This window comes from Pseudomonas umsongensis (genome assembly GCF_002236105.1).
GTDB classification, from domain to species: Bacteria; Pseudomonadota; Gammaproteobacteria; order Pseudomonadales; family Pseudomonadaceae; genus Aquipseudomonas; species Aquipseudomonas umsongensis.
Map to the genome: position 1 here is coordinate 562,138 of NZ_NIWU01000003.1, position 18,737 is coordinate 580,874.

The window sequence follows — 18,737 nt, forward strand, 5'->3', positions numbered from 1 at the left end:
CCACAATCCCTGTTAGCTCTTCTGTGGATAACATGTTCGCCCCTCGCTATACCTCTTTAAAACCGTGGGCTGCAAGCCTTAGGTCAAATTATAACCAGCATAAGATACGGTTTTTTCACACTTTTTTATCCAAAGCAGGCCCCTAGTTGCCCCCAAAGTCTGTTGGCGCTTCTGTGGATAAGATGTTCGCTTACCGCTGAGGGCCTTATAAACAGCGGCTTTCAGGATTCTGGTTAAAAATTGATCAAAGATGGCTTTTTAACGGTTATCCCCTGCGTAAACCCTCAAAAATCGCGGCTTTCAGCGCTTTTCCACAGATGAACAATAGTTGCCCCCAAAGTCTGTTGGCGCTTCTGTGGATAAGGTGTTCGCCATCCTCTGCAGGCCACGTATTTCGTGCTTTATAGAGGTTTGATCAATAAATGATCAGGCTCTGTGAAAAACCTTGATTCTGGATAAGTCACGGATTTTCTTTGAGTTCTGTGGAGAAAGTTATCGGCATTTCCACAGTTGTCCCCATTTGCTGTGGGTGGATATGTGGATAACTTGTTTGCGGAAGGCTGGGAGGCACACAGGGTATAGCTCTGAACGCAATAGATCATATTTCGTACAGTGCTAAAGAGGTGATATGAGATATGAATTCGGAAGAGAACCCGTCCCTGTAGGAGCGAGCATGCTCGCTCCTACAGGGGGGCGTGGGCGTTAGCCCTGGACAGGGACGCCTTTGAGGTACGGCGCAGGCTCGGCGCCCAGGTTGCTCAGCAGGCGCTCGCTGTACCAATCCACGAAGTTCACCACGCCGAATTCGTAAGTCTTGGAGTACGGACCTGGCTGGTATGCCGTGGAGTTGATGCCACGCTGGTTCTCTTCGGCCAGGCGACGGTCCTGGTCGTTGGTGGCGTCCCAGACCTGGCGCATGCGGTCAACGTCGTAATCCACACCTTCAACGGCGTCCTTGTGCACGATCCACTTGGTGGTGACCATGGTTTCCTGCGCGCTGATCGGCCACACGGTGAACACGATGATGTGGTCGCCCATGCAGTGGTTCCACGAGTGTGGCAGGTGCAGGATGCGCATCGAGCCCAGATCCGGGTTCTTGATGCGGCCCATGAGTTTGGCACAGCCTTGTTTGCCGTCCAGGGTCATCGACACGGTGCCCTTGAGCAAAGGCATGCGCACGATGCGGTTACGCAGGCCGAAGCTGGCGTGGGCGTAAGGGATCTTTTCGGCTTCCCAGGCAGCGGCAGAGGCGGCCACGTGGTCCTTGAACGCCTGGTCGGCGCGCGGGTCGGTGACGTCGTCCCATTCCAGCAGGGTTTTCAGCAGTTCCGGGTGCGACGCATTGCAGTGGTAGCACTCGCGGTTGTTTTCCAGCACCAGCTTCCAGTTGGCTTTCTCCATCAAGGTGGTGGTGATTGCCACCTTGGTGTTTTCCATGTCGTACGGTTCCATGTAATGGCTGAGCGTCGACAGGAAGTCATCAATGGCTGGCGGATTCTCCGACAGGCTGATGAAGATGTAGCCACCGGCGGTCTTTACGTTCACCGGCTTGAGGCCGTACTGCTTCATGTCGAAGTCGGCGCCCATTTCGGTGCCGGCAAACAGCAGGCGACCGTCCAGTTCATACGTCCACTGGTGGTAGTGGCAGACCAGTTTGGCGACCTTGCCTTTTTCGCTGGTGCACAGGCGCGAACCACGGTGGCGGCAGACGTTATGGAAGGCATGCACCACGCCTTCGGCACCACGAATCACGATGATCGGGTTCTTGCCCACTTGCAGGGTCAGGTAGTTGCCCTTGGCTGGGATTTCGCAGGTCATGCCGGCGATCAACCACTCTTTCTGAAAGATTTCCTGCATGTCGATATCAAACAGGCGCTCGTCAGAGTAGAAAGGCTGCGGCAGCGAGAACGTGCGTTCGCGCTCTTGCAGCATCTGCGCGGTGGCCTTGCGTGCGGGTTCCAGCGGATCGCCCAGGCTCAGGGTAGTAGTGACGTCCATCGTTTAATCCTCAAGGCCATCTGCGTGGCCGGCGAAAGTGGCTAATCAGGTGTACTGCTAAGGGTGCTACGCAAGGTGTAAAGATTGTGTCTTGGTATGGGGCGAGTGTGGGGCCGGCGCTGGCCAGAACCTTATCCATGGGCGACATGGTGCAATCTGTTCCCGACGCGCAAGCCCCGGTCGTTGGGGGCTGGTCGCGATAAGCATGTGAATGTCGCAGATAGGTAAATGGCTGTTTCGCGCTATACGCAGAATCGCCAACATGAAGGCCGACAGTCGGCCGTGGAGATCAGCATGTCCAACAGCTTCCTGAACCCGGTAACCACCCAGACCTGGGCCAATGGTCGGCACATCGTCCGTTGTGTCAAAGTCATCCAGGAAACCTGGGATGTGCGCACCTTCTGCTTTATGGCCGACCAGCCGATCATGTTCTTCTTCAAGCCGGGGCAGTTTGTCACCCTGGAGCTGGAAATCGAAGGCCAGCAGATCATGCGTTCGTACACCATTTCCAGCTCGCCGTCGGTGCCGTACAGCTTTTCGGTGACCATCAAGCGAGTGCCGGGCGGCAAGGTTTCCAACTGGCTGCACGACACCTTGCACGAAGGCCAGGAGCTGGCGGTACACGGGCCGGTCGGGCTGTTCAACGCCATGGATTTCACTGCGCCAAAGGTGCTTTACCTCAGCGGCGGCGTTGGTATCACGCCAGTCATGTCCATGGCGCGCTGGTTCTACGACACCAACGGCAATGTCGACATGGTGTTTATCCACAGCGCCCGTTCGCCCAAGGACATCATTTACCACCGCGAGCTGGAACACATGGCGTCGCGGATCGACAACTTCAGCCTGCACCTGATCTGCGAGAAGCACGGTATGGGTGAGCCTTGGGCCGGCTATCGCGGTTACCTCAACCATAGAATGCTTGAATTGATGGCGCCGGACTTCCTGGAACGGGAAGTGTTTTGCTGCGGCCCGACACCGTATATGAATGCGGTGAAGCGCCTGCTGGAAGCCGCCGGATTCGACATGAAGCGTTATCACGAGGAATCCTTCGGCGCGACGCCGCCAGAGGCGCGTGCCGACGCTGTGGAACACGCCGAACAAGCGGCCGAAGCACCGGAAGTCGACGTGGCGGATCTGCATCAGGTGGAGTTCATCTCGTCCGGCAAGAGCATTCGCGTGGCGCCTGGCGAAACCGTGCATGCGGCAGCGGCCAAGGTCGGTTTGCTGATTCCCAAAGCCTGCGGCATGGGCATCTGTGGCACATGCAAGGTGCTGAAGCTGGGAGGTGAAGTGGAGATGGAGCACAACGGCGGGATCACCGAGGAAGACGAAGCCGAAGGGTACATCCTGTCGTGCTGCAGCGTGCCGAAGGGGGATGTGCGGATTGAGTTTTGATCGCGCCGCCAATATTGGCGTGTAAGGCATGAAATTCCGCACACGGGTTAACAGCCTGTGTGCGGAAGTTGCGCGGGTTACTTGGCGGCAGGGATGTCTTCCCATTCAATTTCAATTCCGAACTGTGTCCACCCGGAAGGATATCAAAGGTCTTTTTGACGATGCGGTGCGTCTTGCCTTTCTATTTGAAGTGATCCCCCACCTGAACGAGTTCATAGAATTTTTGAATGTCAGATATTTCGTTGGAATGTTTGGTTTCCATATCTGGGATATCCCCTTTAGCAATAGTTTCACGTCGAGATATTGATGTTCCGCGCACAGTCATTAGCCTCCGTACGCAGAGCGAATGATTATTGGGCGGAGGTAGGGGCGGGGGTAGACCAGATCTGGATCTGAATCGACTTGTCGGGGAGCGTCACGTAGGCCTTTTTCGTAATGATACGATCGCCAAAATGTTCTGTGACGTCGTGGTCGCCCACTTGTACAAGTTTGAAGAATTCGTCTCGATCAATGTTTCTGGTTGAGTCGCTTTTGGTTTCCATTTCTGCAATCTCCTGTTGGATTATTCTCCAGCCGAGACGTCGGCAGGAAGTTGGCCCGAAAGACTGCATAGACCTCTTTTCAGGTCGTCAGAAAGTAACCTTGCACAGTCAGGTGGCGGTACTGTCAGAAATATCAGTACAGACGAGCGGTCAGGCGCGCATTCCAGCGCGCCCGGCCTCGTCAGTTATCAGTGCGACATCACTTCGCGAATATCCCGCGCCAATTCCCGCACACGCTCTTCTTCGGTATCCCACGAACACATGAAGCGTGCGCCGCCGTTGCCGATGAAGGTGTAGAAACGCCAGCCCTTGGCGGTCAGTGCAGCGATGGCCGGTTCCGACAGTTGCAGGAATACGCCATTGGCCTGCACCGGGAACATCAGTTCCACACCTGGAATGTCGCTCACCAGTTCAGCCAGCAATTGCGCGCAGCTGTTGGCGTGGCGCGCGTATTTGAGCCAGGCATCGTTTTCCAGGATGCCGACCCACGGCGCCGAGAGGAAGCGCATTTTCGACGCCAGTTGCCCAGCCTGTTTGCAGCGGTAATCAAAGTCTTCAGCCAGCTTATGGTTGAAGAACAGAATCGCTTCGCCCACGGCCATGCCGTTTTTAGTACCGCCGAAACACAGCACATCAACACCGGCCTTCCAGGTCAGATCTGCTGGCGTACACCCGAGGAACGCACAGGCGTTGGAGAACCGCGCGCCGTCCATGTGCAGGTTCAAGCCCAGCTCCTTGCAGGTGGCACTGATGGCGCGGATTTCGTCCGGGGTGTAGACACTGCCGACTTCGGTGGCCTGGGTGAGGGTCACGACGCGGGGTTTGGGGTAGTGAATGTCTTGGCGCTTGAGGGCCACTTCGCGGATCGATTCCGGCGTCAGTTTGCCGTTTTCGGTACGGGCGATCAGCAGCTTGGAGCCGTTGGAGAAGAATTCCGGGGCGCCGCATTCGTCGGTTTCGACGTGGGCGGTTTCCGAGCAGATCACACTGTGGTAACTCTGGCACAACGACGACAAGGCCAGCGAGTTGGCGGCAGTGCCGTTGAAGGCGAAGAACACTTCGCAGTCGGTTTCGAACAATTTGCGGAAATCGTCGGACGCGCGGGCGGTCCATTCGTCGTCGCCGTAAGCGCGCTGGTGGCCATGGTTGGCCTGCTCCATGGCAGCCCAGGCTTCAGGGCAAATGCCGGAGTAGTTGTCGCTGGCGAATTGTTGGCTCTTATCGGTCATGGCCTGCTTCCGTGGTCGGGACGCTTATGGTGAAGCGTCTCGTGGTCAATGATGGTGCGCACTGTACCGAAGATCATCCGGGGAGCGCACGGGATGTCACTGTCAGAACATTACAAGGATGTCGGGCAATTATGCACACGGCTACACACTTAAAGCAGCGCGACCGTGCACTGGATTTGCTCAAGTGGCTGGCGCTTTTGAGCATGGTGCTCGATCACCTGCGATATGTCGGTTACTCCGCCGATTGGCTGTATGTGCCGGGGCGCTTGGCGTTCCCGTGGTTTTGCCTGGCGATGGCGATCAATCTGGCGCGCAAGCCAGCGGTGGCGACCAGTAGGCAGTGGCGCTATCTGGGTTGGTTACTGATGTTTAGCGCGGTGAGTGAAATTCCCTACCGAATGTTCATTCCCAGCCCCGACACGTTGAATGTGATGCCCACGCTGGCACTCGGTCTGCTGGTGGTGCTCGGCTGGCAGGACCGGACCCTGCAGGCGCGTCTGGTCGCGGCCGGCGCCGTCGTGCTGGCGGCACTGTTTGCGCGACAACTGATGTTCGGATTTTTCGGCGTGATGTTGCCGCTGGCGATGCTGCTGGTGATCCGGCGTCCCTGGTATTTCGCGCTGTTACCGGGGGTGGTTTGTCTGGCGGCCAATCAATGGCAGGTGCTTTATTACTCCGTTCGACAGGGTAATGAGGTGGCGATGGCGGCCATCGCCACTTGTCTGATTGCGCCATGGCTGGGGCTGTTCCTATTGCGACATGCCAGTGACGTAAAACCACCGCCGATGCGGCGCTGGGCGTATGCGCTGTATCCCGTGCATTTCTTGGTGTTGCTAGCACTGCGCCAAGCCCTCGCATAACCCCGGGAAAGCTTGTGGGAGCGAGCCTGCTCGCGAAGAGGGAGTCTCAGGCGACATCAATGTTTCTGACTCATCGCCTTCGCGAGCAGGCTCGCTCCCACAGGGGATTGCAGTTGGTTCGCGGGTCGTGTCCGACCTGCCATTTCCCGCCATGTCGTAAACGCACCTTTACGTGGCGCGCGTAGGCATTTGACGACTCGAAGCCGGTCATACCATCGCTATCAAAGGGCACTGCCGAAAAGCCAGTGCCTCACCGAGACGAATGGCGCAGTGCCGCCGCTGGGAGAGACGCGATGTTCAGCAAGCAAGACCAGATCCAGGGTTACGACGATGCACTGCTGGCGGCGATGAATGCCGAGGAGCAACGCCAGGAAGATCACATCGAGCTGATCGCGTCAGAGAACTACACCAGCAAACGTGTGATGGAAGCGCAAGGCAGCGGCCTGACCAACAAATACGCCGAAGGCTATCCGGGCAAGCGCTACTACGGTGGCTGCGAGCACGTGGACAAGGTTGAAGCCCTGGCCATCGAACGCGCCAAGCAACTGTTCGGCGCCGACTACGCCAACGTCCAGCCGCACTCCGGTTCCTCGGCCAACAGCGCCGTGTACCTGGCGCTGCTGCAAGCCGGCGACACCATCCTCGGCATGAGCCTGGCCCACGGTGGTCACCTGACCCACGGTGCGAAAGTGTCGTCCTCGGGCAAGCTGTACAACGCCGTGCAGTACGGCATCGACACCAAGACCGGCCTGATCGACTACGACGAAGTCGAGCGCCTGGCCGTCGAGTGCAAGCCGAAGATGATCGTCGCCGGCTTCTCGGCCTACTCCAAGACCCTCGACTTCCCACGTTTCCGTCAGATCGCTGACAAAGTCGGTGCGCTGCTGTTCGTCGACATGGCCCACGTTGCCGGCCTGGTCGCCGCCGGCCTGTACCCGAACCCGCTGCCTTACGCCGACGTGGTCACCACCACCACCCACAAGACCCTGCGCGGTCCACGTGGCGGGCTGATCCTGGCCAAGTCCAACGAAGAAATCGAGAAGAAACTCAACGCTGCAGTGTTCCCCGGTGCCCAGGGCGGCCCGCTGATGCACGTGATCGCCGGTAAGGCGGTGTGCTTCAAGGAAGCGCTGGAGCCAGGCTTCAAGGCCTACCAGCAGCAAGTGATCGACAACGCCCAGGCCATGGCCGGCGTATTTATCAAACGCGGCTACGATGTAGTGTCCGGCGGCACCGACAACCACCTGTTCCTGGTCAGCCTGATCCGTCAGGGCCTCACCGGCAAAGAGGCGGATGCAGCCCTCGGTCGCGCCCACATCACCGTGAACAAGAACGCTGTCCCGAACGATCCACAGTCGCCGTTCGTGACCTCCGGCCTGCGTATCGGCACCCCGGCGGTGACCACTCGCGGCTTCAAGGTGACCCAGTGCGTGACGCTGGCCGGCTGGATCTGCGACATCCTCGACAACCTCGGCGATGCCGACGTCGAGGCCAATGTTGCGCAGCAAGTGTCGGCTCTGTGCGCGGACTTCCCGGTTTATCGCTGAGTGCGGTTTTGGAGTAAATGACTATGCAACGCTATTCGGGCTTCGGCCTCTTCAAACACTCTCTCAGTCACCATGAAAACTGGCAGCGCATGTGGCGCACGCCGACCCCTAAAAAGGTCTACGACGTAGTCATCGTCGGCGGTGGCGGGCACGGTCTGGCCACGGCCTACTACCTGGCCAAGGAGCACGGCATCACCAACGTGGCCGTGGTCGAGAAAGGCTGGCTGGGTGGCGGTAACACCGCGCGCAACACCACCATCGTTCGCTCCAACTACCTGTGGGACGAGTCTGCGCACCTGTACGAACACGCGATGAAACTGTGGGAAGGCCTGTCCCAGGACCTCAACTACAACGTGATGTTCTCCCAGCGTGGCGTCTACAACCTGTGCCACACCCTGCAGGACATCCGTGATTCCGAGCGTCGGGTCAGCGCCAACCGCCTCAACGGCGTGGACGGCGAGCTGCTCGATGCCAAGCAAGTGGCCGATGAGATCCCGTACCTCGACTGCTCGAAGAACACCCGCTACCCGGTGATGGGCGCTACCGTCCAGCGTCGCGGCGGCGTGGCCCGTCACGATGCCGTGGCCTGGGGTTTTGCCCGTGCCGCCGACGCCTTGGGCGTGGACCTGATCCAGCAGACCGAAGTAATCGGCTTCCGCAAGGAAAACGGCGTGTGCATCGGCGTGGAAACCAACAAGGGCTTCATCGGCGCCAAGCGTGTTGGCGTAGTGACCGCCGGTAACTCCGGGCACATGGCCAAGCTGGCCGGTTTCCGTCTGCCGATCGAATCCCACCCGCTGCAAGCGCTGGTGTCCGAGCCGATCAAGCCGATTATCGACAGCGTGATCATGTCCAACGCCGTACACGGCTACATCAGCCAGTCCGACAAGGGCGACCTGGTGATCGGCGCCGGTATCGATGGCTACAACGGCTATGGCCAGCGTGGTTCGTACCCGGTGATCGAGCACACCATCCAGGCCATCGTCGAGATGTTCCCGGTCTTGTCCCGCGTACGCATGAACCGTCAGTGGGGCGGCATCGTCGACACCACGCCGGATGCGTGCCCGATCATTTCGAAAACCCCGGTCCCGAACATGTTCTTCAACTGCGGTTGGGGTACCGGTGGCTTCAAGGCAACACCTGGCTCGGGCAACGTGTTTGCCGCAAGCCTGGCCAAGGGTGAAATGCACCCGTTGGCCGCACCTTTCTCCATCGACCGTTTCCACAACGGTGCGTTGATCGATGAACACGGCGCTGCTGCGGTTGCCCACTAACAGGAGAAATCCCCATGTTGCATATCTTCTGTCCTCACTGCGGCGAACTGCGCTCCGAAGAGGAATTCCACGCATCCGGCCAGGCGCACATCCCGCGCCCACTGGACCCCAACAGCTGCACCGACGAGGAGTGGGGCGACTACATGTTCTTCCGCGATAACCCTCGCGGCCTGCACCACGAGCTGTGGGATCACGTCGCCGGTTGCCGCCAATACTTCAACGTCACCCGCGACACCGTGACCTACGAGATTCTCGAAACCTACAAGATCGGCACCAAGCCACAATTCACCGACAAGACCGATAGCCCGAAAGCGGCCACCACGGCTCTGGGAGAGAAGGTATGAGCCAGATCAATCGCCTGTCCAACGGCGGACGGATCGACCGCAACAAAGTCCTGACGTTCACCTTCAACGGTCAGAGCTACAAAGGCTTTGAAGGCGACTCCCTGGCCGCAGCACTGCTGGCTAACGGCGTCGACATCATCGGTCGCAGCTTCAAGTATTCCCGTCCGCGCGGCATCTTCGCCGCCGGTGCCGAAGAGCCGAACGCGGTGCTGCAGATCGGTGCCACCGAAGCCACGCAAATCCCGAACGTGCGCGCCACGCAACAAGCGCTGTACCAGGGCCTGGTCGCCACCAGCACCAACGGCTGGCCAAGCGTGAACAACGACATGATGGGGATTCTCGGCAAGGTCGGCGGCAAGCTGATGCCACCGGGTTTCTACTACAAAACCTTCATGTACCCGCAATCGTTCTGGATGACCTACGAGAAGTACATTCGTAAGGCAGCCGGTCTTGGTCGCTCGCCGACCGAGAACGATCCGGACACCTACGACTACATGAACCAGCACTGCGACGTGCTGATCGTCGGCGCCGGCCCTGCAGGCCTGGCCGCTGCACTGGCGGCTGCGCGTAGCGGTGCCCGGGTGATCCTGGCGGACGAACAGGAAGAGTTCGGCGGCAGTCTGCTCGACTCCCGCGAAAGCCTCGACGGCAAGCCTGCGACCGAGTGGGTTGCCAGCGTCATCGCCGAGCTGAAGAACACCCCGGACGTGCTGCTGTTGCCGCGCGCCACGGTCAACGGCTACCACGACCACAACTTCCTGACCATTCACGAACGCCTCACCGATCACCTCGGTGACCGCGCGCCGATTGGCCAGGTACGTCAGCGCATCCACCGTGTTCGCGCCAAGCGTGTCGTGCTGGCGACCGGCGCTCACGAGCGTCCACTGGTCTACGGCAACAACGACGTGCCGGGCAACATGCTGGCCGGTGCCGTCTCGACTTATGTGCGCCGCTACGGTGTAGCACCGGGCAAGAAACTGGTGCTGTCGACCAATAACGACCACGCCTATCGCGTGGCCCTGGACTGGCTCGATGCCGGCCTGCAAGTGGTGGCCGTCGCCGACGCCCGCAGCAACCCGCGCGGTGCGCTGGTGGAAGAAGCACGCGCCAAGGGCATCCGCATCCTCACCGGCAGCGCCGTGATCGAGGCCCGTGGCACCAAGCACGTGACCGCTGCCCGCGTGGCCGCGATCGATGTCAAAGGCCACAAAGTCACCAGCCCTGGTGAATGGCTCGACTGCGACATCGTCGCCAGCTCCGGCGGTTACAGCCCGGTGGTTCACCTGGCCTCGCACCTGGGCGGCAAGCCGATCTGGCGCGAAGATATCCTTGGTTTCGTACCGGGCGAAGCACCGCAAAAACGTGTTTGCGTCGGTGGCATCAACGGCGTCTACGGCCTCGGCGATTCCCTGGCTGACGGTTTTGAAGGCGGTGTTCGCGCTGCCAGCGAAGCCGGTTTCGGTACGGTCGAAGCGACCTTGCCAAAAGCCTTGACCCGTCTGGAAGAACCGACCCTGGCGCTGTTCCAGGTGCCTCATGAAAAGAACACCGCAAGGGCGCCGAAGCAATTTGTCGACCTGCAGAACGACGTCACCGCAGCCGCCATTGAACTGGCGACCCGCGAGGGCTTCGAGTCGGTCGAGCACGTCAAGCGCTATACCGCGCTGGGCTTCGGCACCGATCAGGGCAAGCTCGGCAACGTCAACGGCCTGGCCATTGCTGCCCGTTCGCTGAACGTGACCATCCCGCAGATGGGCACCACCATGTTCCGTCCGAACTACACGCCGGTGACCTTCGGCGCGGTGGCTGGTCGTCACTGTGGGCACATTTTCGAGCCAGTGCGCTACACCGCGCTGCATCAGTGGCACCTGAAAAATGGTGCCGAGTTTGAAGATGTTGGCCAGTGGAAACGTCCATGGTACTTCCCGAAATCCGGTGAAGACATGCACGCAGCAGTCAAGCGCGAATGCAAAGCCGTGCGCGACAGCGTCGGCCTGCTGGATGCTTCGACCCTGGGCAAGATCGACATCCAGGGCCCGGATTCACGCGAGTTCCTCAACCGCATCTACACCAACGCCTGGACCAAGCTCGACGTGGGCAAGGCCCGCTACGGCCTGATGTGCAAAGAAGACGGCATGGTCTTCGACGACGGCGTAACCGCCTGCCTCGCCGACAACCATTTCGTGATGACCACCACCACTGGGGGCGCTGCACGCGTGCTGCAATGGCTGGAGATCTACCACCAGACCGAATGGCCGGACCTGAAGGTGTACTTCACTTCCGTGACCGATCACTGGGCGACCATGACCCTGTCCGGGCCGAACAGCCGCAAGCTGCTCAGCGAAGTCACCGACGCCGACCTGAGCAACGAAGCCTTCCCGTTCATGACCTGGAAAGAAGCCCTGGTCGGTGGCGTGCCGGCGCGGATTTTCCGGATTTCGTTTACCGGTGAGCTGTCGTACGAGGTCAACGTGCAAGCCGACTACGCCATGGGCGTGCTGGAAAAAATCGTCGACGCGGGCAAGAAGTACAACCTGACGCCGTACGGCACCGAAACCATGCACGTGCTGCGGGCCGAGAAGGGCTTCATCATCGTCGGCCAGGACACTGACAGCTCGATGACCCCAGATGACCTGAACATGGGCTGGTGTGTCGGTCGCAACAAACCGTTCTCGTGGATCGGCTGGCGCGGGATGAACCGTGAAGACTGCGTGCGTGATCAGCGCAAGCAGCTGGTCGGCCTCAAGCCGATCGATCCGAACAAGTGGCTGCCGGAAGGTGCGCAGCTGGTGTTCAACACCAAGCAGGCCATCCCGATGACCATGGTCGGTCACGTGACCTCCAGCTACCTGCACAACTCCCTGGGCTATTCGTTTGCCATGGGCGTGGTCAAGGGCGGCCTGAACCGCATGGGCGAACGTGTGTTCGCGCCACTGGCGGATGGCAGCGTGATCGAGGCGGAAATCGTTTCTTCGGTGTTCTTCGATCCGAAAGGCGAACGCCAGAACGTGTAATTGCCCAGGCCCTGTGGTGAGCCTGCCGACGCTTTCGCGAGCAGGCTCGCTCCCACAGAGATTGCGTAACCCTTGTGGGAGCGAGCCTGCTCGCGAAGGCGGCGGAACAGCCTCCACAGGGCCAACAGAATTCAGGAACAGGTGCTTTATGACCGCAGCCAATGTTTACCAACAGCGCCCAACCAACGGGGCCAAGGCCGAGTCGTCGCTGCATCACGCCGACCTCGCCAGCCTCGTGGGCAAGGGTCGCAAGAACGCCGGCGTGACCGTGCGTGAGAAAAAACTCCTTGGTCACCTGACCATCCGTGGTGATGGCCACGACGCTGCATTTGCCGCGGGCGTGCACAAGGCCCTGGGCATCGAATTGCCGGGCGCTCTGACCGTCATCGTCAAAGGCGAGACCAGCCTGCAATGGATGGGGCCGGATGAGTGGCTGCTGATCGTCCCGACCGGCGAAGAATTCGCCGCCGAGCAAAAACTGCGCAAAGCGCTGGGCGACCTGCACATCCAGATCGTCAACGTCAGCGGTGGCCAGCAGATCCTCGAACTGAGCGGCCCGAACGTGCGCCAGGTATTGATGAAGTCCACCAGCTACGACGTGCACCCCAACAACTTCCCGGTGGGCAAGGCTGTTGGCACGGTGTTCGCCAAATCGCAACTGGTGATCCGTCACACCGCTGAAGACACCTGGGAGCTGCTGATCCGTCGCAGCTTCTCGGATTACTGGTGGTTGTGGTTGCAGGATGCGTCTGCCGAATACGGGCTTAGCGTCCAGGCTTGATTAGAGCCAGTCATGGAGGCGATCAACTGTGGGAGCGAGCCTGCTCGCGATGAACTTGAGGGCAACGCGTTGATTCAGGAAATACGCGTTATCGTTAACGTCCATCGCGAGCAGGCTCGCTCCCACAAGATGCAGCTTTCGTTTATCGATGCCTCAGGAGTCACCGCACTATGAGCCGCGCCCCAGACACATGGATCTTGACCGCCGACTGCCCCAGCGTGCTCGGCACCGTGGACGCGGTGACGCGCTTTCTGTTCGAGCAGGGCTGTTACGTCACCGAGCACCACTCCTTCGATGACCGGCTCTCGGGCCGTTTCTTCATTCGGGTGGAGTTCCGCCAGCCGGAGGGTTTCGACGAACAGTCGTTTCGCGCAGGCCTCGCTGAACGCGGTGCATCTTTCGGCATGGTCTTCGAACTGACGCCGCCGCATTACCGGCCTAAAGTGGTGATCATGGTCTCCAAGGCCGATCACTGCCTCAACGACCTGCTCTACCGCCAACGCATCGGCCAATTGTCGATGGACGTAGTCGCCGTGGTCTCCAACCACCCGGACCTCAAGCCGCTGGCCGACTGGCACCAGATCCCGTACTACCATTTCCCGCTGGACCCGAACGACAAACCATCCCAAGAGCGTCAGGTCTTGCAGGTGATCGAGGAGTCCGGTGCCGAGTTGGTGATCCTTGCCCGCTACATGCAGGTGCTGTCGCCGGAGCTGTGCCGCAAGCTCGACGGCAGGGCGATCAACATCCACCACTCCCTGCTGCCGGGTTTCAAGGGTGCCAAACCCTATCACCAGGCCTACAACAAAGGCGTGAAACTGGTCGGTGCCACGGCGCACTACATCAACAACGACCTGGACGAAGGACCGATCATCGCCCAAGGCGTCGAGGTGGTGGATCACAGTCATTACCCGGAAGACCTGATCGCCAAGGGGCGCGATATCGAAGGGCTGACATTGGCCCGGGCGGTGGGTTATCACATTGAGAGAAGAGTGTTCTTGAACGCCAATCGTACGGTCGTTCTTTAGATCGCCTTCGCGAGCAGGCTCGCTCCCACAGGTTTTTTGTGTTGTTCCGAGATTCACTGTGGGAGCGAGCCTGCTCGCGAAGAGGCCCTGACAAGCAACACAAGACAAACAGGCAATAACCCGAGCAATCAACGCGCCGCCGATTCATGGCGACGCGACCGCTACATAAAAACAACAGCGAGGTGAAAGCATGTCTGGCAATCGTGGTGTGGTGTATCTCGGCGCTGGCAAGGTCGAAGTACAGAAAATCGACTATCCGAAAATGCAGGACCCGCGCGGCAGGAAAATCAACCACGCCGTCATCCTGCGCGTGGTTTCCACCAATATCTGTGGTTCCGACCAGCACATGGTGCGCGGCCGTACCACTGCGCAAACCGGCCTGGTCCTGGGTCACGAGATCACCGGTGAAGTGATCGAGAAGGGCAGCGACGTCGAGAACCTGCAGATCGGCGACCTGGTGTCTGTTCCGTTCAACGTGGCTTGCGGGCGCTGCCGTTCCTGCAAGGAAATGCATACCGGCGTGTGCCTGAGCGTTAACCCGGCGCGTCCCGGTGGTGCTTATGGTTACGTCGACATGGGTGACTGGACCGGTGGCCAGGCTGAATACGCGATGGTGCCTTACGCCGACTTCAACCTGCTGAAACTGCCGGACCGCGATCGCGCGATGGAAAAAATCCGCGACCTGACCTGCCTCTCCGACATCCTGCCGACCGGCTACCACGGCGCAGTGACCGCCGGCGTTGGCCCAGGCAGCACCGTATACATCGCCGGTGCTGGCCCGGTCGGCTTGGCGGCGGCCGCTTCCGCTCGCCTGCTGGGTGCGGCGGTGGTAATCGTCGGTGACGTCAATACCGTGCGCCTGGCCCACGCCAAGGCCCAGGGTTTCGAAATCGCCGACCTGTCCCTTGACACTCCACTGCACGAGCAAATCGCCGCACTGCTGGGCGAGCCAGAAGTGGATTGCGCCATCGACGCCGTAGGCTTCGAAGCCCGCGGTCACGGCCATGACGGCGTGAAACACGAAGCTCCGGCCACCGTGCTCAATTCGCTGATGGGCGTAGTACGCGTAGCCGGCAAGATCGGTATCCCAGGTCTCTACGTCACCGAAGACCCGGGCGCCGTGGACGCCGCCGCGAAAATGGGCAGCCTGAGCATTCGCTTTGGTCTGGGCTGGGCCAAATCCCACAGCTTCCACACCGGCCAGACCCCGGTCATGAAGTACAACCGCCAGCTGATGCAGGCGATCATGTGGGACCGTATCAACATTGCTGAAGTGGTGGGTGTGCAGGTGATCAGCCTGGATCAGGCGCCGGAAGGGTATGGCGAGTTTGATGCGGGCGTGCCGAAGAAATTTGTGATTGATCCGCATAAGTTGTTCAGCGCGGCGTAAACGCTGTATAGGTAAAAAAGGGCGATCTTGGATCGCCCTTTTTTTGTAAGTTGCATTTGCTCAATGCGCGTTTTTTAGAGCTGCGTGTGCACATCACTTTTTCGTTTGAAAATCTGATATTGCCGCAGGCTTCAGGGCTCCTTTGTGACGAACGGATGAGAAATGGATGCAGGCCTGAGGAACATGCCCGCGGCTACCCGGTCAAACCGGCAGCTTTGCGCCCGAAAGCCGGGTGTTTTTTCTCGACGCAAGAGGATGTCTGAATGAAGATTTCACGCGGTTTTGTCCTGGCATCGCTCATGACCCTGGTGGTCAGCCCGGCTTTTGCACAATTCAGCCTGAGCGATGCGGCCAGTGCCATTTCCGGCATGAAGGGCAACGCGGCCACGGAGGCTGCGCCGACCTCTGAGACAGCAGACCTGCTGGGCGCGCTCACCCAATTGAACATCACGCCAGAGCAAGCCGTCGGCGGCGCCGGGGCGATGCTTGGGTTGGCGAAGAATCAGCTGAGTTCGACCGATTATTCGGAGCTGGCCAAAAGCGTGCCGGGCATCGACATTCTCTCGGGTGGGGGAGAGTTGGGGGCGCTCGCCGGTTTGCTCGGTTCGAGCGGCAAGGCCGCAGGGCTGGATAACGCCCTGGGCAACGTCAAGGACACCAATGACCTGAACAACGCCTTCAGCGCCCTGGGCATGGACACCGGCATGATCGGGATGTTTACCCCGGTGATCCTGCAGTACCTAGGTCAACAAGGCGTCGGCGGTTCCCTGCTGAGTAGCTTGGGCAGCATCTGGGGCACAGGCACAGGCACAGGCACAGGCACAGGCACAGGCACAGGCACAGGCACAGGCACAGACACAGGATTCGGCACCAGCACCGGTAGCTGATTCAGCGACTCTCGGCGCGCAAATCGTCGATACGCCGGTCCTTCTCGTTCCAGAGCTGGTTGACCCAGTTCTGGACTTTCTCGCGAAACAGTGGATCGTTTTCGTAGTCGCCCTGCCAAAGCGCCGGGTCGAGTTCGCGGGTCTTGATGTCAATGATGACCCTCGGAACGTTGCCGCTGATCAAGTCCCAGAACCCCGGAATCGCTTGCTGTGGATAGACCACGGTGACGTCGAGAATGGCATCCAGTTGTTCGCCCATCGCTGCCAGCACAAAGGCTACCCCACCGGCCTTGGGCCTGAGCAGGTGAGTGAAGGGTGATTGTTGCTGGGTGCTTTTGGCGCTGGTGTAGCGAGTGCCTTCCAGATAGTTGACCACGGTCACGGGCTGGCGCTTGAACAGTTCGCAGGCCTGTTTGGTGATCTCCAGATCCTTGCCGGCCAGTTCCGGGTTCTTCGCCAGAAAAGCCTTGGTGTAGCGCTTCATGAATGGGTAATCCAGCGCCCACCATGCCAGGCCGAGGAACGGCACCCAGATCAGTTCTTTCTTGAGGAAGAATTTGAAAAACGGTGTGCGTCGGTTCAGCGACTGGATCAGCGCCGGGATATCGACCCAGGACTGATGATTGCTGATCACCAGATACGAAGTGTCACGACGCAGATCGTCACCGCCGCGGATATCCCATCGGGTGGGAATGCACAGGCGAAAGATCAGCTTGTCGATTTCCGACCAGGTCTCGGCAATCCACATCACCACCCAGGACGCATAATCGCGAAAGCGGCCGGGCAGGACCAGCTTGAGCAGGGCAAACACCATCAAGGGGCCGATCAGGACCAGGGTGTTAAGTAACAGCAGCAATGTGACAAAACAGCCGGTGAGCAGGCGGCGCATAAAGAACTCTTGGAAGCGTTTGGGCGCGCCATGATAAGCAGCTTCGGGCGACAGGCCAAATCACCGGTGACGAATGTTTCACCTTTGACGCGCTAACCTCCTGACACCGATCATTCCCACGCTCCGCGTGGGAATGCAGACCGGGACGCGCTGCGTCCCAAATCAGGAGCCGAACGCAGAGCGTACGTTGAGGCAATCCTTTGCGCTGCGTGGGAACGATCTATTCGACAACGGTCTAAAATTGCGCTGCCCATCTCTCAAGGACTCCCCGTACGTGAAATCCCTTCTTGCACTGTTTTCACTCATCGCCCTGCCGGTCATGGCCGCCGAGCCGACCCTGTACGGTCGCTACGAATACATCGCGCTACCGGAAATCGGCGGCGAAGTGCTCAAGGCCAAGATGGACACCGGCGCCCTGACCGCGTCGCTGTCGGCCAAGGACATCGAAACCTTCACCCGCGACGGCGAAGACTGGGTGCGCTTCCGTCTCGCCACCAAGGGCGCGAGCAATAAGGTTTACGAACACAAGGTCGCGCGGATCAGCAAGATCAAGACCCGTTCCGAAGAGGACGAAGATGACAGCGAAGTGATCGCGCCCACCAAGCGACCGGTGGTGGATCTGGAGTTGTGCCTGGGCAATGTCAAACGCACGGTCGAGGTTAACCTCACCGATCGCAGTAGCTTCAATTACCCATTGTTGATCGGCGCCAAGGCCTTGCGCGAGTTTGGCGCGGCGGTGAATCCGGCTCGCAGGTTTACGGCGGACAAGCCGGATTGTTGATCGGTTCACAGGGTGTTGGTGTAGCTTCATCAAACCTTCGGCATCGTCGCCAACATCGAAGGCCTTTGACTCACCTCGAAATACCACGCCGCCAACTGCGGATTGGCCGATCGCCAGTCCAGGTCCGGATGGCGCAAATCCAGATACCCTAACGCACAGGCCACTCCGATCGCGGCGATGTCGAAATGGCTGGCCAGCTCGGCCATCGCATCTTTTTCCAGCAACGCCAGGGCACGGCGGATTTTGTCGCGCTGGCCGTCGAGCCATTGGTCCCAGTGTTTTTCCGGGGCGCGCAGGGCGACTTCGTAGCGCACCAGTACCGCGGCGTCCATGATGCCGTCGGCCAGGGAGGCGAGTGTCAGGCGCCGCCAGCGGGCCGAGCCTTCGCGGGGGATCAGCGGGTTGCCGACGTGCTGGTGATCCAGATAGTCGAGGATCACCCGGCTGTCGTGGATGATGCTGCCATCGGCCAGTCGCAGGGCGGGGATCTTGCTCAAGGGGTTGTCGTCGATCAGGGTCTGGTCCGGATCAACCGGTGTGAGCACGCAATTCTGTAGGGCAACGCGGTCCTGTTGACCGGTTTCGTGCAAGAGCACCATGACTTTGCGGACGAAGGGGGAGAGGGGGTTGTGGTACAGGGTCATGCTCGGGGTGGACATGGCAGTGACTCGGTTGGTGGCGGTGTCACGCAGCATAACGTGTGGAGGCGAGAGCTCAAGATCACATTCAATTGTGGGAGCGAGCCTGCTCGCGAAGAGGCCGTGTCAGTTGACATCAA

At 59.7% G+C, this 18,737-nt stretch carries 17 protein-coding genes; 12 read left to right on the top strand and 5 right to left on the bottom strand.

Going from position 1 to position 18,737, the window contains the following annotated elements; translation table 11 throughout:
• Nucleotides 1-702: 702 nt before the first annotated feature.
• Nucleotides 703-1,998, bottom strand: a complete 1,296-nt coding sequence (gbcA, locus tag PSUM_RS19235) for a glycine-betaine demethylase subunit GbcA (RefSeq protein ID WP_020796067.1) — start codon at nucleotides 1,996-1,998, stop codon at nucleotides 703-705.
• 294 nt (nucleotides 1,999-2,292) lie between these two features.
• On the opposite strand from gbcA, the gene gbcB reads away from it, so the two are divergent.
• A complete protein-coding gene (gene gbcB, locus PSUM_RS19245) occupies nucleotides 2,293-3,393 on the top strand; it encodes a glycine-betaine demethylase subunit GbcB (protein ID WP_020796065.1) in 1,101 nt (366 codons plus the stop codon).
• A gap of 350 nt (nucleotides 3,394-3,743) precedes the next feature.
• Here the strand turns inward: gbcB and PSUM_RS19255 are convergent, their stop codons facing one another.
• Both PSUM_RS19255 and PSUM_RS19260 read right to left on the bottom strand, forming a co-directional pair.
• Nucleotides 3,744-3,935, bottom strand: a complete 192-nt coding sequence (locus tag PSUM_RS19255; RefSeq protein ID WP_033042007.1) for a hypothetical protein — start codon at nucleotides 3,933-3,935, stop codon at nucleotides 3,744-3,746.
• A 188-nt stretch (nucleotides 3,936-4,123) separates the two neighbouring features.
• Entirely contained in the window at nucleotides 4,124-5,164 is a 1,041-nt protein-coding gene (locus PSUM_RS19260; RefSeq protein ID WP_020796064.1) for a threonine aldolase family protein, read from the bottom strand.
• A gap of 131 nt (nucleotides 5,165-5,295) precedes the next feature.
• On the opposite strand from PSUM_RS19260, the gene PSUM_RS19265 reads away from it, so the two are divergent.
• The 10 genes from PSUM_RS19265 to PSUM_RS19305 all read left to right on the top strand — a co-directional run bounded on the left by PSUM_RS19265 (nucleotide 5,296) and on the right by PSUM_RS19305 (nucleotide 16,289).
• Nucleotides 5,296-6,024 carry a TraX family protein gene (locus PSUM_RS19265; RefSeq protein ID WP_083349839.1) on the top strand — a complete coding sequence of 243 codons (729 nt, stop codon included), beginning with the start codon at nucleotides 5,296-5,298 and terminating at the stop codon, nucleotides 6,022-6,024.
• A gap of 293 nt (nucleotides 6,025-6,317) precedes the next feature.
• Nucleotides 6,318-7,571 carry a serine hydroxymethyltransferase gene (gene glyA, locus PSUM_RS19270; protein WP_020796061.1) on the top strand — a complete coding sequence of 418 codons (1,254 nt, stop codon included), beginning with the start codon at nucleotides 6,318-6,320 and terminating at the stop codon, nucleotides 7,569-7,571.
• 23 nt (nucleotides 7,572-7,594) lie between these two features.
• Nucleotides 7,595-8,845: a sarcosine oxidase subunit beta gene (locus PSUM_RS19275; protein WP_007980419.1), complete on the top strand. Its 1,251-nt coding sequence runs from the start codon at nucleotides 7,595-7,597 to the stop codon at nucleotides 8,843-8,845.
• A gap of 14 nt (nucleotides 8,846-8,859) precedes the next feature.
• Entirely contained in the window at nucleotides 8,860-9,189 is a 330-nt protein-coding gene (locus PSUM_RS19280; protein WP_008057118.1) for a sarcosine oxidase subunit delta, read from the top strand.
• Nucleotides 9,186-12,203 (top strand): sarcosine oxidase subunit alpha, encoded by a 3,018-nt coding sequence (locus PSUM_RS19285; RefSeq protein WP_083349838.1) that lies wholly within the window; start codon nucleotides 9,186-9,188, stop codon nucleotides 12,201-12,203. Before PSUM_RS19280 ends, PSUM_RS19285 begins: the two co-directional genes overlap by 4 nt.
• A 148-nt stretch (nucleotides 12,204-12,351) precedes the next feature.
• Nucleotides 12,352-12,984 carry a sarcosine oxidase subunit gamma gene (locus PSUM_RS19290; protein WP_020796059.1) on the top strand — a complete coding sequence of 211 codons (633 nt, stop codon included), beginning with the start codon at nucleotides 12,352-12,354 and terminating at the stop codon, nucleotides 12,982-12,984.
• Between the two features lie 12 nt (nucleotides 12,985-12,996).
• Entirely contained in the window at nucleotides 12,997-13,158 is a 162-nt protein-coding gene (locus tag PSUM_RS31730; protein WP_020796058.1) for a hypothetical protein, read from the top strand.
• Complete coding sequence (gene purU / locus PSUM_RS19295; protein WP_020796057.1) at nucleotides 13,155-14,012, top strand: formyltetrahydrofolate deformylase; 858 nt, start codon at nucleotides 13,155-13,157, stop codon at nucleotides 14,010-14,012. The genes PSUM_RS31730 and purU overlap by 4 nt, the downstream gene beginning before the upstream one ends.
• A 190-nt stretch (nucleotides 14,013-14,202) precedes the next feature.
• A complete protein-coding gene (fdhA, locus tag PSUM_RS19300; RefSeq protein WP_020796056.1) occupies nucleotides 14,203-15,402 on the top strand; it encodes a formaldehyde dehydrogenase, glutathione-independent in 1,200 nt (399 codons plus the stop codon).
• 263 nt (nucleotides 15,403-15,665) lie between these two features.
• Nucleotides 15,666-16,289 (top strand): DUF2780 domain-containing protein, encoded by a 624-nt coding sequence (locus PSUM_RS19305; protein WP_083349837.1) that lies wholly within the window; start codon nucleotides 15,666-15,668, stop codon nucleotides 16,287-16,289.
• 1 nt (nucleotide 16,290) lies between these two features.
• On the opposite strand, the gene PSUM_RS19310 is transcribed toward PSUM_RS19305, so the two are convergent.
• Nucleotides 16,291-17,178, bottom strand: a complete 888-nt coding sequence (locus PSUM_RS19310) for a 1-acylglycerol-3-phosphate O-acyltransferase, YihG family (RefSeq protein WP_083349836.1) — start codon at nucleotides 17,176-17,178, stop codon at nucleotides 16,291-16,293.
• Between the two features lie 274 nt (nucleotides 17,179-17,452).
• Between PSUM_RS19310 and rloA2 the strand changes: the two genes are divergently transcribed.
• Complete coding sequence (rloA2, locus tag PSUM_RS19315) at nucleotides 17,453-17,959, top strand: retropepsin-like aspartic peptidase RloA2 (RefSeq protein WP_020796053.1); 507 nt, start codon at nucleotides 17,453-17,455, stop codon at nucleotides 17,957-17,959.
• Nucleotides 17,960-17,988: 29 nt separating this feature from the next.
• On the opposite strand, the gene PSUM_RS19320 is transcribed toward rloA2, so the two are convergent.
• Nucleotides 17,989-18,618, bottom strand: a complete 630-nt coding sequence (locus tag PSUM_RS19320) for a glutathione S-transferase (protein ID WP_033045382.1) — start codon at nucleotides 18,616-18,618, stop codon at nucleotides 17,989-17,991.
• Nucleotides 18,619-18,737: the final 119 nt, after the last annotated feature.

What these genes read in the sequence shown, in the direction of transcription:
- PSUM_RS19265 (WP_083349839.1), top strand. Translation starts at nt 5,296, where the DNA reads ATGCACACGGCTACACACTTAAAGCAGCGCGACCGTGCACTGGATTTG.
- gbcB (WP_020796065.1), top strand. Translation starts at nt 2,293, where the DNA reads ATGTCCAACAGCTTCCTGAACCCGGTAACCACCCAGACCTGGGCCAAT.
- gbcA (WP_020796067.1), bottom strand. Translation starts at nt 1,998, where the DNA reads ATGGACGTCACTACTACCCTGAGCCTGGGCGATCCGCTGGAACCCGCA.
- PSUM_RS31730 (WP_020796058.1), top strand. Translation starts at nt 12,997, where the DNA reads ATGGAGGCGATCAACTGTGGGAGCGAGCCTGCTCGCGATGAACTTGAG.
- PSUM_RS19320 (WP_033045382.1), bottom strand. Translation starts at nt 18,618, where the DNA reads ATGTCCACCCCGAGCATGACCCTGTACCACAACCCCCTCTCCCCCTTC.
- glyA (WP_020796061.1), top strand. Translation starts at nt 6,318, where the DNA reads ATGTTCAGCAAGCAAGACCAGATCCAGGGTTACGACGATGCACTGCTG.
- PSUM_RS19310 (WP_083349836.1), bottom strand. Translation starts at nt 17,178, where the DNA reads ATGCGCCGCCTGCTCACCGGCTGTTTTGTCACATTGCTGCTGTTACTT.
- PSUM_RS19285 (WP_083349838.1), top strand. Translation starts at nt 9,186, where the DNA reads ATGAGCCAGATCAATCGCCTGTCCAACGGCGGACGGATCGACCGCAAC.
- PSUM_RS19290 (WP_020796059.1), top strand. Translation starts at nt 12,352, where the DNA reads ATGACCGCAGCCAATGTTTACCAACAGCGCCCAACCAACGGGGCCAAG.
- PSUM_RS19305 (WP_083349837.1), top strand. Translation starts at nt 15,666, where the DNA reads ATGAAGATTTCACGCGGTTTTGTCCTGGCATCGCTCATGACCCTGGTG.
- PSUM_RS19275 (WP_007980419.1), top strand. Translation starts at nt 7,595, where the DNA reads ATGCAACGCTATTCGGGCTTCGGCCTCTTCAAACACTCTCTCAGTCAC.
- fdhA (WP_020796056.1), top strand. Translation starts at nt 14,203, where the DNA reads ATGTCTGGCAATCGTGGTGTGGTGTATCTCGGCGCTGGCAAGGTCGAA.
- PSUM_RS19255 (WP_033042007.1), bottom strand. Translation starts at nt 3,935, where the DNA reads ATGGAAACCAAAAGCGACTCAACCAGAAACATTGATCGAGACGAATTC.
- PSUM_RS19280 (WP_008057118.1), top strand. Translation starts at nt 8,860, where the DNA reads ATGTTGCATATCTTCTGTCCTCACTGCGGCGAACTGCGCTCCGAAGAG.
- PSUM_RS19260 (WP_020796064.1), bottom strand. Translation starts at nt 5,164, where the DNA reads ATGACCGATAAGAGCCAACAATTCGCCAGCGACAACTACTCCGGCATT.
- purU (WP_020796057.1), top strand. Translation starts at nt 13,155, where the DNA reads ATGAGCCGCGCCCCAGACACATGGATCTTGACCGCCGACTGCCCCAGC.